General features: G+C 68.1%; 7 protein-coding genes and 2 tRNA genes. 4 read left to right on the forward strand and 5 right to left on the reverse strand.

Annotated features, from left to right (window positions below):
* Positions 1 to 126 precede the first annotated feature (126 nt).
* From RM50_RS09170 to RM50_RS09180, 3 genes are all read right to left on the reverse strand, one after another.
* Positions 127 to 215, reverse strand: a tRNA-Ser gene (locus tag RM50_RS09170).
* Between the two features lie 99 nt (positions 216 to 314).
* On the reverse strand, positions 315 to 872 hold the full coding sequence (locus RM50_RS09175; protein WP_240471922.1) for a GNAT family N-acetyltransferase: 558 nt from the start codon (positions 870 to 872) through the stop codon (positions 315 to 317).
* Complete coding sequence (locus RM50_RS09180) at positions 851 to 3121, reverse strand: prolyl oligopeptidase family serine peptidase (protein WP_043452036.1); 2271 nt, start codon at positions 3119 to 3121, stop codon at positions 851 to 853. The genes RM50_RS09175 and RM50_RS09180 overlap by 22 nt, the downstream gene beginning before the upstream one ends.
* Before the next feature lie 85 nt (positions 3122 to 3206).
* Here RM50_RS09180 and RM50_RS09185 point away from each other — a divergent pair, with 85 nt between their 5' ends.
* A complete protein-coding gene (locus RM50_RS09185; RefSeq protein ID WP_043452037.1) occupies positions 3207 to 5141 on the forward strand; it encodes an FAD/NAD(P)-binding protein in 1935 nt (644 codons plus the stop codon).
* A gap of 88 nt (positions 5142 to 5229) precedes the next feature.
* On the opposite strand, the gene RM50_RS09190 is transcribed toward RM50_RS09185, so the two are convergent.
* Both RM50_RS09190 and RM50_RS09195 read right to left on the reverse strand, forming a co-directional pair.
* Positions 5230 to 9747 carry an ExeM/NucH family extracellular endonuclease gene (locus RM50_RS09190; protein ID WP_043452039.1) on the reverse strand — a complete coding sequence of 1506 codons (4518 nt, stop codon included), beginning with the start codon at positions 9745 to 9747 and terminating at the stop codon, positions 5230 to 5232.
* A 422-nt stretch (positions 9748 to 10169) separates the two neighbouring features.
* Positions 10170 to 10257 (reverse strand) — tRNA-Ser (locus tag RM50_RS09195).
* Between the two features lie 109 nt (positions 10258 to 10366).
* Here RM50_RS09195 and RM50_RS09200 point away from each other — a divergent pair.
* The 3 genes from RM50_RS09200 to RM50_RS09210 all read left to right on the forward strand — a co-directional run bounded on the left by RM50_RS09200 (position 10367) and on the right by RM50_RS09210 (position 12803).
* A complete protein-coding gene (locus RM50_RS09200; protein ID WP_043452040.1) occupies positions 10367 to 11350 on the forward strand; it encodes an NAD(P)H-quinone oxidoreductase in 984 nt (327 codons plus the stop codon).
* A gap of 116 nt (positions 11351 to 11466) precedes the next feature.
* A complete protein-coding gene (locus RM50_RS09205) occupies positions 11467 to 12069 on the forward strand; it encodes a PadR family transcriptional regulator (protein ID WP_043452041.1) in 603 nt (200 codons plus the stop codon).
* Positions 12066 to 12803, forward strand: coding sequence for an ABC transporter ATP-binding protein (locus tag RM50_RS09210; protein ID WP_043452042.1), 738 nt, complete (start codon positions 12066 to 12068; stop codon positions 12801 to 12803). The genes RM50_RS09205 and RM50_RS09210 overlap by 4 nt, the downstream gene beginning before the upstream one ends.
* Positions 12804 to 12808 lie beyond the last annotated feature (5 nt).

Consider the following 12808-nt stretch of genomic DNA (forward strand, 5'->3'; position numbering starts at 1 on the left):
TCTTCGCGTCTCCGAACGTTCAAGGCACTGATTCGCGAACATGCTTAGACCGGCAGTCCCGGAAACCAGCCTCAAAATTCCCCCGGAAACGCAAAAGGCCCCGGTCACGGGGACCGGGGCCAAACGCGGAGACGGGGGGATTTGAACCCCCGGTCGAGTTTAACCCCGACCCTTCATTAGCAGTGAAGTCCATTCGGCCGCTCTGGCACGTCTCCAGTTGCTATTCCTAGCCCACCAAGGATACGCAGATCCGGGCACGCAGTGCAAAACGCTTCCGTCGAAGCCCCACTCCGGCCGGTGCAGTTCCGCGCTGCCTACGGGCCGGCCCGGGCCGGACGGACCATACGGATTTCGGCGAGGTTCTCCCAGTCGGCCAGGACGTCCTGCTCGCCGTCGGGCTCAAAGCCGAACCGCCGGTAGAAGCCGATCGCCCGGCTGTTGGCCGCGGCCACCCAGAGGCTTGCCGGGTTGTCGCCAATGGCGGCCGTCAAGAGCCGGGCACCCAGGCCAAGGCCCTGGTGGGACGCCAGCAGGTACAGTCCCCACAGTTCCAGGTCCCCGGCCGACGGCGGCGGGTGCCCTTCGGGGGAACCCGGCGCCGGCAGCAGGCGGGCGCCGGCGAACCCAACCACCGTGCCGCCGTCGGACGCCGCCCAGGCTTCGGCGGCGTTTGGCCGGTCGAGCAGGTGCCGCCAGAGGCGGAGCCTGCCGGCGGGGTCCACCGCGGCGAGGAAGGCGTCGGAGAGCATCCCCCGGTAGGTCTCCTGCCAGCAGCGGACATGCACCCGCGCCAGTTGCGCAATGTCGTCGGAACCGGCCCGCCGGACCGTCAGTACGTGCTCTGCGGCGTTCAGCCTGCCAGCGCCTTCCACAGGAAATGCTGGCTGCGGGCCTGCAGGGCGGCGGCCTGCCGGTTGTCGGAGGCACCGGCGTGCCCGCCCTCCAGGGCTTCGTGGAACCAGACATTGGGGATGCCCATGGCCAGCATGCGGGCCGCCATCTTGCGCGCCTGGACGGGGCCCACCCGGTCATCCGAGGTTGCGGTCCAGATGAAGGTCTCCGGGTACTCCACGGCGTCCTTGAGCAGGTGGTACGGCGAGAAGGTCTTGATGTACTCCCACTGTTCGGGAACATCAGGGTCCCCGTACTCGGCAATCCAGGAGTGCCCGGCTGACAGCCTGGTGTAGCGGCGCATGTCCAGCAGCGGAACCCCGCAGGAGACGGCCCTGAACAGTTCCGGGTAGCGGGTGAGCATGTTGCCCACCAGGAGGCCGCCGTTGGAGCCGCCCACGCAGCCCAGCCGCCGGGGCGAGGTGACCCCGCGCGAGATCAGGTCGCGGGCCACGGCGGCGAAGTCCTCGTAGGCCCGGTGCCGGTTTTCCTTCAGCGCGGCCCGGTGCCAGGCGGGCCCGTATTCGCCGCCGCCGCGGATGTTCGCCACCACGTACACGCCGCCGCGGGAGTGGGAGGCGTCGCCGTCGGTTTCCGCCGGCGTGGTGCGGCGCTCAAGCCATGCCCGGCCCACGGTGCCGCTGTAGGCGGGCGTCCGGGACACCTCGAACCCGCCGTAGCCGGACAGCTGGGTGGGGTTCTGCCCGTCCAGCGCCAGGCCGCGCGGGGCCACCTGGAAATACGGGACCCGGGTGCCGTCGTCGGACACGGCGAAGTGCTGCTCCACCTCATACTCGGCGTCGGCAAAGAACGACGGCGAGGCCTTGACGGTGGCATGCCGGCTCACCACGCCGGACGTCCCGGCGGCGTCGTGCTCCAGGTTGTCGTGCTCCAGGTTGTCGTGCTCCAGGGTGCCGCGCATCAGGGTGGTGGGAGTGGTGAATCCGGTGGCGACCAGCCAGAAGTCATCGCCGGCTCCGCCGTCTGCAGGTCCCTCATCCTCGTCGTCCACCGCGTAGGCGTTCACGTCGTGCAGTGGAGGACAGGCGTCGAGCAACGTGGCCGTCCAGCCGCCGTCGGCGTTGCCGCTGGGCCGGGACGGGTCCAGTACCCGGATCTCGGAGGACACGTCCTTGAGCAGGTTCAGGAGCAGGAAGCTCCGGGTCCAGCTCCAGGACTGCAGGGAAGTGTGGGCATCCGGCGTGAACAGGACGATGGGCTCGCGGCGCCCCGCAAGGTAGTCCTCGAAGTTGGCGGCGAGCAGGGCTCCGGCGGGATACGTGGTGCCGTCCAGGGTCCAGTCCTGCTGCGGGCGGAAGAGCAGCCATTCCCGGTGCGCGCTGACGTTGACGTCGGTGGGGACATCGATGGCTTCCCAGCCGCCGTCCCGCAGTACGAAGCTGGTGCGGTTGAAGAAATCGATGTAGTCCACGGCGAAGGTGCGCTCGAAGCCGGGAGTGGAATCGTGCGCGGCCACAGCCATCATGTGGTCTTCCGGTACCTCGAAAAGGCGCGGGGCCGTGGCCAGGGAATCGCCGCGCTTGAGGGTCACTGCGGTACGGGCGTAGGAGGACGCGGTCCGGGGCAGCCCCTCCGCGGTGGAGGCAACCAGCAGCGTATCGGCATCCAGCCAGGACACATTGCCCTTCGCGGTCGGGAGGTCGAAGCCGCCGGCGGCCGGGTCGACGAAAGCGCGTGCTTCGACGTCGAATTCGCGGTAGCGGTTGGCGTCACCGCCGTCGGGGGAGAGGGCCAGCAGCGCCAGCCGGTAGGGCTCCCCGGCGGCCGGACGCAGGAACGTGGCGCCGTGGAACACCCATTCTTCGCCTTCTGCCCGGGACAGCTCATCAACATCCAGCAGGACGTCCCATTCCGGCGAGTCGGTGCAGTAGCTCTCCCAGGTGGTGCGGCGCCACAGGCCCTTCGGGTTCTGCTGGTCGCGCCAGAAGTTGTAGTACCAGTCGCCGCGCTTGCCCACCATGGCGATCCGGTCCGTGGAGTCCAGGACTTCCAGGATGCCGGCTTCCAGTCCCGCGTACCCTGCGTCCTCGAGCAGGTCCTCGGTGCGGGAGTTCTGCTCCCTGACCCAGGCCAGCTGCTCCTCGCCGTAGATGTCCTCCAGCCATACGTTTTCGTCGACGGGTTCCGGTGCCTTGCCGGAAGCGGCGGTGCCGGGGTTGTCCGGGCCTGGACCGGGAACGGACGCGTGATCAGCTGCTGTGGTGGTCATGCGCCCCATCCAAACAACTGGGCCACAGGCTGGCAAGTCAAGCGCCCCGGGGCATAACCGGCTTCCAGCCCGTACGCTGGATGCCGTGGAAAAATCTGAGAGCATCCGGGCTGTCATTATCGGCGGCGGCCCCCGCGGCACCAGCGTGCTGGAGCGGTTGCTCGCCCACCGTGCCGCGGCCGGGGACTCGGCACGGCACCTGCGGATCGACGTGGTGGACCCTTACCCGGCAGGTCCGGGGCATGTTTGGCAGCCGGGCCAGTCACGGCTGTTCCTCATGAATACCCAGTCTTTCTACCCCACGCTGATTCCCCAGGATCCGTCGCTGCCGGCTCCGGTTGCCGGCACCACCTTCGATCAATGGCGGGCGCGGCAGCAGCTGGACCCGCTGCCGGCCCTCTCCGCGGAGGAACTGGCGGAGCTTGCGGTGCTGGGTTCCGACGATTTTCCCAGCCGGGCGCTCTACGGCCGCTACCTGGGCTGCACCCTGGAGGAGTTGCTGGACAAGGCGCCCGACGGCGTGGGCATCGGATTCCATGCGACGTCGGCACTGTCGGTGCGCCGGGCGGGGGACGGAATGTTCGACGTCGGCCTGGCCACCGGGGAAACTATCCGGGCCAACGCCGTGGTGCTGGCGCTGGGGCACATTCCGTCCCGGCTGAATCCGGAACAGCGCGGACTGGAGGCCTCCGCCGGGCAGCTGGGCCTGCAGTATTTCCCGCCGGCGGTGCCCGCCGATGTGGACTGGTCGCGGATCCCTGCCGGCGAGCCGGTCCTGGTGCGCGGCATGGGCCTGAACTTCTTCGACACGATGGGCCAGCTCACCGAAGGCCGCGGCGGAAAGTTCGTCCCGTCCGGCAGCGGTCTTGCCTACGAACCGTCCGGCCAGGAACCGCGGATCATTGCCGCCTCCCGGCGCGGCACCCCCTACCGGGCGAAAGCGGCACTGGGCGGCTACTACGCCCCGTCCATCACGCTCCGCTACCTCACCGAAGCGGCCATCCGGCGGCTGGCCAAGGCAGGCATCCGCCCGTCGTTCGACCATGACCTGTGGCCGCTGCTGCACCGTGACGCCCTGTGGGCCTACTACTCAACGCTGGTGCGCTCGCAGCCGGCAGCGGTCCCTGACGCGCAGGCATTCCTCGCGGCACTGGAGGAAGCCCTGCAGCCGCATGCGCACAGCGCCGCCAACTGGGAAGACGGCGTGGAGAGCGTCCTGGCCGTCCACGTGGGTCCGCGGCACCGCCTGGATCTGCGCGGTCTGGCGGCGCCGCTGGCAGGGCGGACGTTCAGGTCACGCCGTGAGCATGACGCCGCGGTGGTGGAATTCCTGCTCGATGACGCCCGCCGTTCCGCCCTCGGCGAGGACGATCCGGTCAAGATGGCCATTGCCGCCCTGCACCACGGACGCGCCGTCCTCAAGACGGCAGTGGCCGACGGCGGCATCACCGATGAGTCCTGGATCGCGGGACTGCGGGGCTGGTTCGAGTCGTTTGTGGAGGGCCTGGCCAGCGGGCCGCCCGCGCTGCGTTCCGAGCAGTTGGCAGCGCTGGCCCGGGCGGGGGTGGTCAGCTTCGTTGGACCCGACCCGAAATTCGGTGTGGACCGGAAGTCGGAGCTGTTCACCGCGTCCTCGCCTTGGGTGGCAGGGCCGCCGGCGACGGCGCGGACCATGGTGGAGGCGCTGGCGCCGGGCAACCGGGTGTCGGCGAACGATTCACCGGTGCTGGAGCAGCTGCTCGCCGACGGGCTGGTGCGGCCGAAGCTCATGATGACCGCAGAGGGAGCTCCGGTGGAATCAACGGGCCTGGACGTGGAGCCGCACCCATACCGGCCGATCGCCGCCAACGGGTCCGTGACGGAGGGGCTGTTCGTCCTGGGGCTGCAGTTGTCCTCGACGCAATGGGGAACTGCGATCGCAGCCGAGGCCGTCCAGCCGGGCGGCCCGGTGTACGCCAGCGGCCAGCGCACGCTTCGCGATGCGGACGAGATCGCGGCCGCCATCCTCAGCAGGGTTTGATCCATCACGGCTTAAACGCCGATGCGCCATCACTTGTGGTGCCTCAACCCGAAGGATAAGGACCAGAAGTGATGGCGCATCCAGTGGATCAGCCGCGCAGGCAGGCCCGGTAGGCGGCCATGGCCTGTCCGTAGTTCACCTGGCCGCGCACGTCGGCCGGCCGTGAAGGCTTGACCGGCGGGACGCATACGGGCGGCGCCGGGGTGTCCGCCCCGACCAGGACCGCAGCCTTCACCACGGTGCCGGACTCTGCGGCCGTGAGCACCAGCGTGCCCGTACCCGCCGCCGCGCCGGCCGGGACCGGAACGTCCACCGTCGCCGCCCCCGACGCCACGGGAACCGTCCCCAGCTGCGTCACGGTACCAGCGGCGTCAATGAACGAAACCGCCAGGGAGGTGTTTACGGGGCTGCCCAGCGACGTCAGGTCCAGCCTGGATACCGCCAGGGCCATGGCCTCGCCGGGCTTGACGCCGGTCGGGGTGCTGTCAGTGACTGCCACCGAACGCCGGGCGAAGTCCGGGGACACCGGGCTGCTCTTCTGGAGGTAGCCGATCCACGCGTCCCGGTCCACCAGCCCGGAATCCCTGGTGTTGCTGCCTTGGGTGAAGATGCGGAAGTTGTCGCCGCCGGTTGCCAGGAAGCTGAACGTGCCCACCCGGTAGGACCTGGCGGGATCCAGGAGTTCGCCGTTCACGCGCACCGAAGTGATCCGGTCACCAGCTGCCCGGGCCGGGTCGTAGGTGTAGTTAACGTTCTTTGACAGGCCCAGCTGCAGGTAGGCGCGGCTGGGAACCGTGCCATCCGGGTTGGTCTGCCACTGCTGTTCCAGCAGCGTCTTGAACTGGGCCCCGGTCAGGGATGTGGTCCACAGGTTGTTCACGAACGGCAGGACCGCATTGGCCTCTGCGTAGGTGATGGTGCCGTCCGGCGCGTAGTACAGCTCGTTGCGCAGGCCACCGGAATTGACGACGCCGATCTCCGCCCCGCCCAGGTCGGACGGGTTCAGCGAATCAAGCAGGGAATCCGCCACCAGGTTGCCCAGGGTGGATTCGCTGCCGCGGTCATCGCGCTTGGCGGTCCCGGCGGCGTCGGTGGTGAACGCGGTGGTGATGTCCTTGGTGACCGAGCCGACGGGCTGGTTGCCCACTTCGGCGGCATCCGCCAGGGCTTTCTTGACGATGGCGTCCACCGCGGCCACCCGGGGGTAGGCGGCGACCAGGTCCGCCGCCGCGTCTGTGGTCCGCTTGACGTTCCCTGCCTTGTAGCCGGTAACGTCCTTGGTGGCGGTGTCCACGGTGAGCTGGATCTGGCCCACGTTCTCGCCGTAATTTCCGGTCTGCACTATGGGCCGGGTCTTGCCCACGACGCCGGGAACGGGTGCGTCCCAGGCGTATTCCTTGTGCGTGTGTCCGGTGAAGATGGCATCCACGTCAGGGGACGTTTCGGTGACCAGCTTCGCGAAAGGCCCGCCGGCCGCCACTTCCTGTTCCAGGGTGGCGCCTTCCACCACGCCCGAGCCGGCGCCGTCGTGATCCTCGACGATGATCACGTCGGCGAGCTTGTCCGCCGTGATCTTCGCGGCCACCCGGTTGATGGCGTCCACCGGGTCCCCGAAATCGAGGTCGGCGATGCCGGCCGGCGTCACCAGGGACGGAACTTCCTGGGTGACCGTGCCGATCACGGCAACCTTGACGCCGTTCAGGTCCAGCACTGTGTACTCGGGAAGCACGGGTTCCGTGGTGCCTTTCCGGTAGACGTTCGCGCCCAAGTAGGGGAACTTGGCATTGGCACCCCCGGCGATGACGCGGTCGCGCAGGTCGGCCCAGCCGCCGTCGAACTCATGGTTGCCCACGGCGGATGCCTTCAGCTCAAGGGCGTTCAGCACGTCGATGGTGGGCTGGTCCTTGGCAACAGCGGAGGCGAACAGCGACGCACCGATGTTGTCGCCGGCGGACAGGAACGCCGTGGCTCCGGGGGCGGCTGCGGCGCGCAGTTTCTCGATGGTCCCGGCGAACTGGACGGTGTTGGTATCGATCCGGCCGTGGAAATCGTTGATGTTCAGGAAATTGAGGTCAACGCTGGCAGGTGCGGTGGCCAGGTCCAGGCCCACCACCACGGGGTCGTGGTCGCTGGCGCGGAACTGGTCCGGCGAGTAGTAGTTGGTGACGTTGTTGTTGTAGCGGCTGTACTCCAGCGCCACTGATTCGACAGAGTTGATGTTCCAGATGTCCGCCCCGGTGACCACGGCGTTCGCTGCCGGGGAAGCGAGGATGTGGTCCAGCGATCCCACCAGGCCGCCGAAGAGGTAGGAGTGCTTGGCGGAGCCATCGGGGTTCCGTGCCTTGTCGTCCTGGTTGACGTAGCCGGCGCCGGTCAGGAGGTTGATCGGGTCTTCTTTGCCGTAGGAGTTGAAGTCCCCGATCAGGAACACCTTGTCGGTTCCCTTGGACTTCTGCAGTTCGTCGGAGAAGGCCAGCAGGGACTGGGCCTGCGCGGTGCGGGCGAGGTTGGACGCGCCCTGGCCTTTGTCCGTGTCGTCAGGCGTCGCGGCTGAACCCTTGGACTTGAAATGGTTGGCGATGGCGATGAATTCGGTACCGGCGCCGTCCCCGACAGGTTTGAAGACCTGGGCCAGCGGCTTGCGGGCGCTGGCGAAGGCCACGGTGTCGTTGTGGATGATGGATTCACCCACCGGTTCGGCGGCGGCCTTCTTGAAAATGAACGCGGTCCGGATCATGTCCTCATCAGCCAGCGGCGGAGCGTTGGCGGGGGAGCGCACGTAGTCCCACATGCCGGGAGCGGGGAGGTTCAGCGCGTCCACCAGTTTGGCGAGGGCGTCGTCGCGGGTCTTGCCGAACTGCGCGGAGTTCTCGACTTCCATCAGGGTCACCACATCGGCGCCGGACTTGCTGATGGCCGCAACGATCTTGTCCTGCTGGCGCTTGAAGTTCTCGGCGTTGGCTGCGCCGCGGGCGTCGCAGCCGCCACGGACCGTGATGGGGTTGCCGTCCCGGTCCTCGTAGTACGTGCACCCGGAGAGGGTGTCGCCGGTGGTTGGGAAGTAGTTCAGTACGTTGAACGAGGCGATTTTCACGTTGCCGCCCACGGCTGCGGGGGCGTCGGTGCGGGTCGCCCCGAAGCTGGCCGGCTGGACCGTGGCCTTGTTCGCCTCCGTGAGGTGGGTCAGCGGCTGGAGCTTCCAGGAGTTGTTGGCGAAGCCGAGCACCACGTTGGTGGTGAAGGTGGCCGGGGAGCCCACCCGCACGGGATCGGCGGTGGTGAGATATGGCAGGACTTCGGCCTTGGTGGTGGCGTCCTTGAGGAAGTTGGTGCTGGACCCGTCGTCGAGTTTGATGCCGCGGGCGGCGTTGTCCGCGACCACGGCCGCGTACTCCGCGGAGCCATAAGGCGCGACGGCGGTCGGCTGGACCAGGGGTGTGGTCCCGCCGGCCAGGCCGATCTCTCCGTACTGGTTGAGGCTGTAGTTGTCGCTCACCGTCAAAGGACCCTGGGGTGCCAGGAGCATGCCTTCCAGTGATTCGCGGAAGGCCTCGGTGGCGGGCAGGCTGAAGAGCGTCGGCTTGACCTCGGGCGCTGCCTCGGCAAGCTTGGTCAGGCCCGCTGCCGACGCGACATTGAGCTGGGTCATGCCGTAGTACTCGGCCACAGTGCCGCTCACCTGGACGTAGTCACCGGCCTGCACCGACCCGACGGTGGCGGGGGAGTAGACGAAGATGCCGTCGGAGGCGGCATGGTTGGTGGCCGTCAGGTCACCGCCCGTGCCGGGTGTCTGGAGGTAGTAGCCGTTGAGCCCGCCCGTGGGGAAGGCGGCGGTGACTTTACCCTTGGTGGTCACGGCTGCGCCGGCCAGCGGGCTGTCCACGCCGGTGCCCTGGATCTCGGCGATGGCCTTGGTGGCGGGGTCCGGGGCCGGTGTTGGATCCGGAGCGGTGCCGCCAGAGGACGTTGGTGTGATGGCGGCACTGAGCGAGAAGTCTGCGGCGTTGCTGTTGCTGTCCGCACCGCCGGGCCGGTTCAGGCTCTTCACGTCGGTGTTTGAAGCGGGTGCCGCGGCGGCCGCGGTCTCAAAGGTGTTGGAGCTGCCGTAGCCCAGGAGGTCGGCCACGCCGGCAGATTCCACCACGGAGCCGGTGGGAAGTCCGACGGCGGCGGGTTGCCTGGCCAGCACAATGGTTCCCCCGCTGCCCCCGAAGTTAAGGGCGCCGGCCACGAGGTCCGGCGCGGGCAGGTCTGCGCCGTTGGTGCCGTTGGTTCCGCCCTGCACCAGGTAGTAGCCCTTGGCGGGGATGGACCCGGACAGCGCCGCGACACCGGTGGGAGCTGCTGTGCCGGAGGCCGGGCGGTACTGCACCGACCAACCCTCCAGGGACACGGGGGCGTCGGAGCTGTTGTACAGCTCCACGAACTTGTTCTTGTAGGCGGCGCCGCTGCTGCCGCCGCTCAGGTAGGCCTCGTTGATGACAACGGGGGAGGTGCCTGCCGCGGGTGAGACCTCCGCGGCCGCCGGAACAGCGGTCAGCGGGGCTGCGATGAGCCCCGCTGACAACGCTGCGCCGAGCGCTGACTTCCAAAGTTTTTGATGCATCCGCTCTGACTTTCATTGAGGAGTACCGGGTGGGTGGCCCGGCGGGTGCGTCCGTGATGGCTGGCTCGGATTGGGCTGGCTTGTGCGTGGCCGGATGGTTGTCCAGGCACATGACAACAGCACGGAATGAACGCAAGGTTGCTGGAGCGTGCATTCGGCGGGGCGTTCCCCAGCGGAGCGCCCCGCCGTCCGGCGCGGGAGTTTCCCCACACCCGTGCCGGAGATGCTGTTGGCGGGAGTGATGCTTGCCGGCACACCCAGGGTGTGCCGGCAGTCACAAACGATACCCGCCGGTAGCTTCAGGTCCAGGCGTTTGACGGGGCTTAATCCAAAGAATTTACGTTTCCGCAACACGGGCGGGCCCGGGAGGCTTAAAGCAAAAAACCCCTGGCAGCCGGTGCCGGCTGCCAGGGGTTCCCTTGCGGAAGGTAAGAGATTCGAACTCTTGGTACGGGGTTACCGCACACTGGTTTTCAAGACCAGCTCCTTCGGCCGCTCGGACAACCTTCCTCAGCTAGTAGTGTTTCATAGGCACTTGCCTGCAACAAAACAGGCCACGGGCAGGAGCCCGGTGCACACTGGTTGCAGCCAGGATTTGAGTCAGGAACGGGAGAGGTCCATGAAAGCCGTCTACATTTCGGAACCCGGCGGCCCGGAAGTGCTGGAAGTCCGCGATGTGGATGCGCCGGTACCGGGCCAGGGCGAAGTGCTGATCGACGTGGTGGCTGCCGGCCTGAACCGGGCGGACGTCCAGCAGCGCCGGGGGTTCTACCCTCCGCCGCCCGGCGCCCCGGAGATTCCCGGGCTTGAAGTATCTGGCCGGATTGCGGGCTTTGGGCCGGGCGTCAGCAAACCCTTCTCAGTGGGGGACAAGGTAGTTGCCCTGCTGGCCGGCGGCGGTTATGCCCAGCAGGTGGCGGTTCCGGCCGAACAGGTGCTGCGGGTGCCAGAAGGGGTGGACTTGGTCACCGCGGCATCGCTGCCCGAGGTTGCGGCCACCGTCTACTCCAACCTGATCATGACGGCGCAGCTGCAGCCCGGTGAGACCGTCCTGATCCACGGCGCCACCGGCGGAATCGGCACCATGGCCATCCAGCTCGCCAAAGCGTTCGGCGCCAAAGTTGCCACCACTGCAGGCACCGAGGAGAAGGTCAGCACCGCCAAAGCCTTCCTGGGTGCGGACATCGCCATCAACTACAGGGAAGAGGACTTTCCGGACAGCCTGCGGCGCCAAAATGACGGCAGGGGGGCGGACGTCATCCTGGATGTGGTGGGTGCCAAATACCTCCAGCAAAACGTTGACGCGCTCGCCGACTATGGCCGGCTTGTCGTGATCGGCCTGCAGGGCGGCACCAAGGGGGAGCTGGACCTGGGGCTGCTGCTGAAGAAGCGGGCCGCCGTCGTGGCCACCGCGCTGCGGCCCAGGCCCGTGGCTGAGAAGGGTGCCATCATGACCGCCGTCCGCGACGCCGTCTGGCCGCTGGTGGCTGACGGCAGGATCCGGCCGCTGGTGGCCAAGACCTTCCCGCTGGACCAGGTGGCTGCCGCCCACCACTACTTCGACAGCGGTGACCACGTCGGCAAGGTCCTCCTCGTCATGTAAGTCACTGCATACCCGGTATTGCGCCTAAGGAACTTCGGCGTTACGCTGCCCATACGCGGTATGCACGGGTCTTGGGGGCCCGTGCATGCCGGTAAAGACCAGCCCGGGGGAGCACAATGTCAATTCGCCACAGCCTCCTCGCCCTGCTGCAGGACCAGCCGCGCTACGGCTACCAGCTTCGGGTCGAGTTCGAGAACCGCACCGGAGCCACGTGGCCCCTGAACATCGGGCAGGTGTACACAACACTGGACCGGCTGGAACGCGACGCCCTGGTAGCCAAGGAAGGCGATGACGGCGAAGGGCACGTGGTCTACAGCATCACCCCCGCCGGCAAGGCCGAGGTCCGGAACTGGTTCGCCGCCCCCGTGGAGCGGAACAACCCGCCACGCAACGAGCTCGCCATCAAGCTGGCGCTCGCCGTCACCCTGCCCGGAGTGGATGTCCAGGCCATCATCCAGGCCCAGCGCGTCGCATCCATCAGGGCCCTCCAGGACTACACCAAGGCGCGGCGCGACACGGCATCGAACCAGCGGGCCGCGGACACGGCGTGGCTCCTGGTGCTCGACTCGCTGATCTTCCAGACCGAAGCCGAGGTCCGTTGGCTCGACCTGTGCGAGGCCAGGATGGTCCAGCAGGCGCAGGCCGCCGCGGGCCCGGCACGGAAAACGTCCAACGGGGCCACCGAAGACGCCCCGCTCAACGCGGACAGCCGCCGGTGAGCGTGCAGGGGCCGCAGCAGGTCCTTGAACTCGCCGCGGTAGGCAGGACCTTCGGCGAAGGCGCGACGGCGGTCGCCGCACTCCGCGACGTCGACCTCACCGTTTCGGCGGGCGAGTTCGTCGCGGTCATGGGCCCGTCGGGCTCCGGCAAGTCCTCCCTGCTGGCCATCGCCGGCGGCCTGGACCGGCCGTCGTCGGGTGCCGTCTACGTGGAGTCCACGCCACTGGCCGGCCTGGGCCTGAACGAACTGGCCCGGCTGCGCCGCCGCGCCGTCGGATACGTTTTCCAGGACTTCAACCTGGTCCCCACGCTGACCGCCGCGGAAAACGTGGCGCTGCCGCTGGAACTGGATGGAGCATCCAGCAGGAAAGCGCACCGGCAGGCCGCGGACGCGCTGCGGCAGGTGGGCATCCCCGAACTGGCGGACCGCTTCATGGACCAGATGTCCGGCGGCCAGCAGCAGCGCGTCGCCATCGCCCGGGCCATCGTGGGCCAGCGGCGGCTGATTTTGGCCGACGAACCCACCGGTGCGTTGGACTCGACAACAGGCCACGGGGTCATGGAGGTCCTGCGGGCCCGGGCAGACGCCGGAGCCGCGGTCATGCTCGTCACCCACGAAGCCAGGCACGCTGCATGGGCGGACCGCGTGGTCTTCCTTCGGGACGGGCGGATCATCGACCAGGCCGCCGCCATGCACGACCCCACCATGCTCCTCACCCAGGCCGGACTCTGATGCCG

Source organism: Pseudarthrobacter phenanthrenivorans (assembly GCF_000813845.1).
GTDB classification, from domain to species: Bacteria; Actinomycetota; Actinomycetes; order Actinomycetales; family Micrococcaceae; genus Arthrobacter; species Arthrobacter phenanthrenivorans_B.

Bases quoted from the DNA above. Each gene is read 5' to 3' on its own strand.
- RM50_RS09180 (WP_043452036.1), bottom strand. From the start codon at position 3,121: ATGACCACCACAGCAGCTGATCACGCGTCCGTTCCCGGTCCAGGCCCG.
- RM50_RS09190 (WP_043452039.1), bottom strand. From the start codon at position 9,747: ATGCATCAAAAACTTTGGAAGTCAGCGCTCGGCGCAGCGTTGTCAGCG.
- RM50_RS09200 (WP_043452040.1), top strand. From the start codon at position 10,367: ATGAAAGCCGTCTACATTTCGGAACCCGGCGGCCCGGAAGTGCTGGAA.
- RM50_RS09205 (WP_043452041.1), top strand. From the start codon at position 11,467: ATGTCAATTCGCCACAGCCTCCTCGCCCTGCTGCAGGACCAGCCGCGC.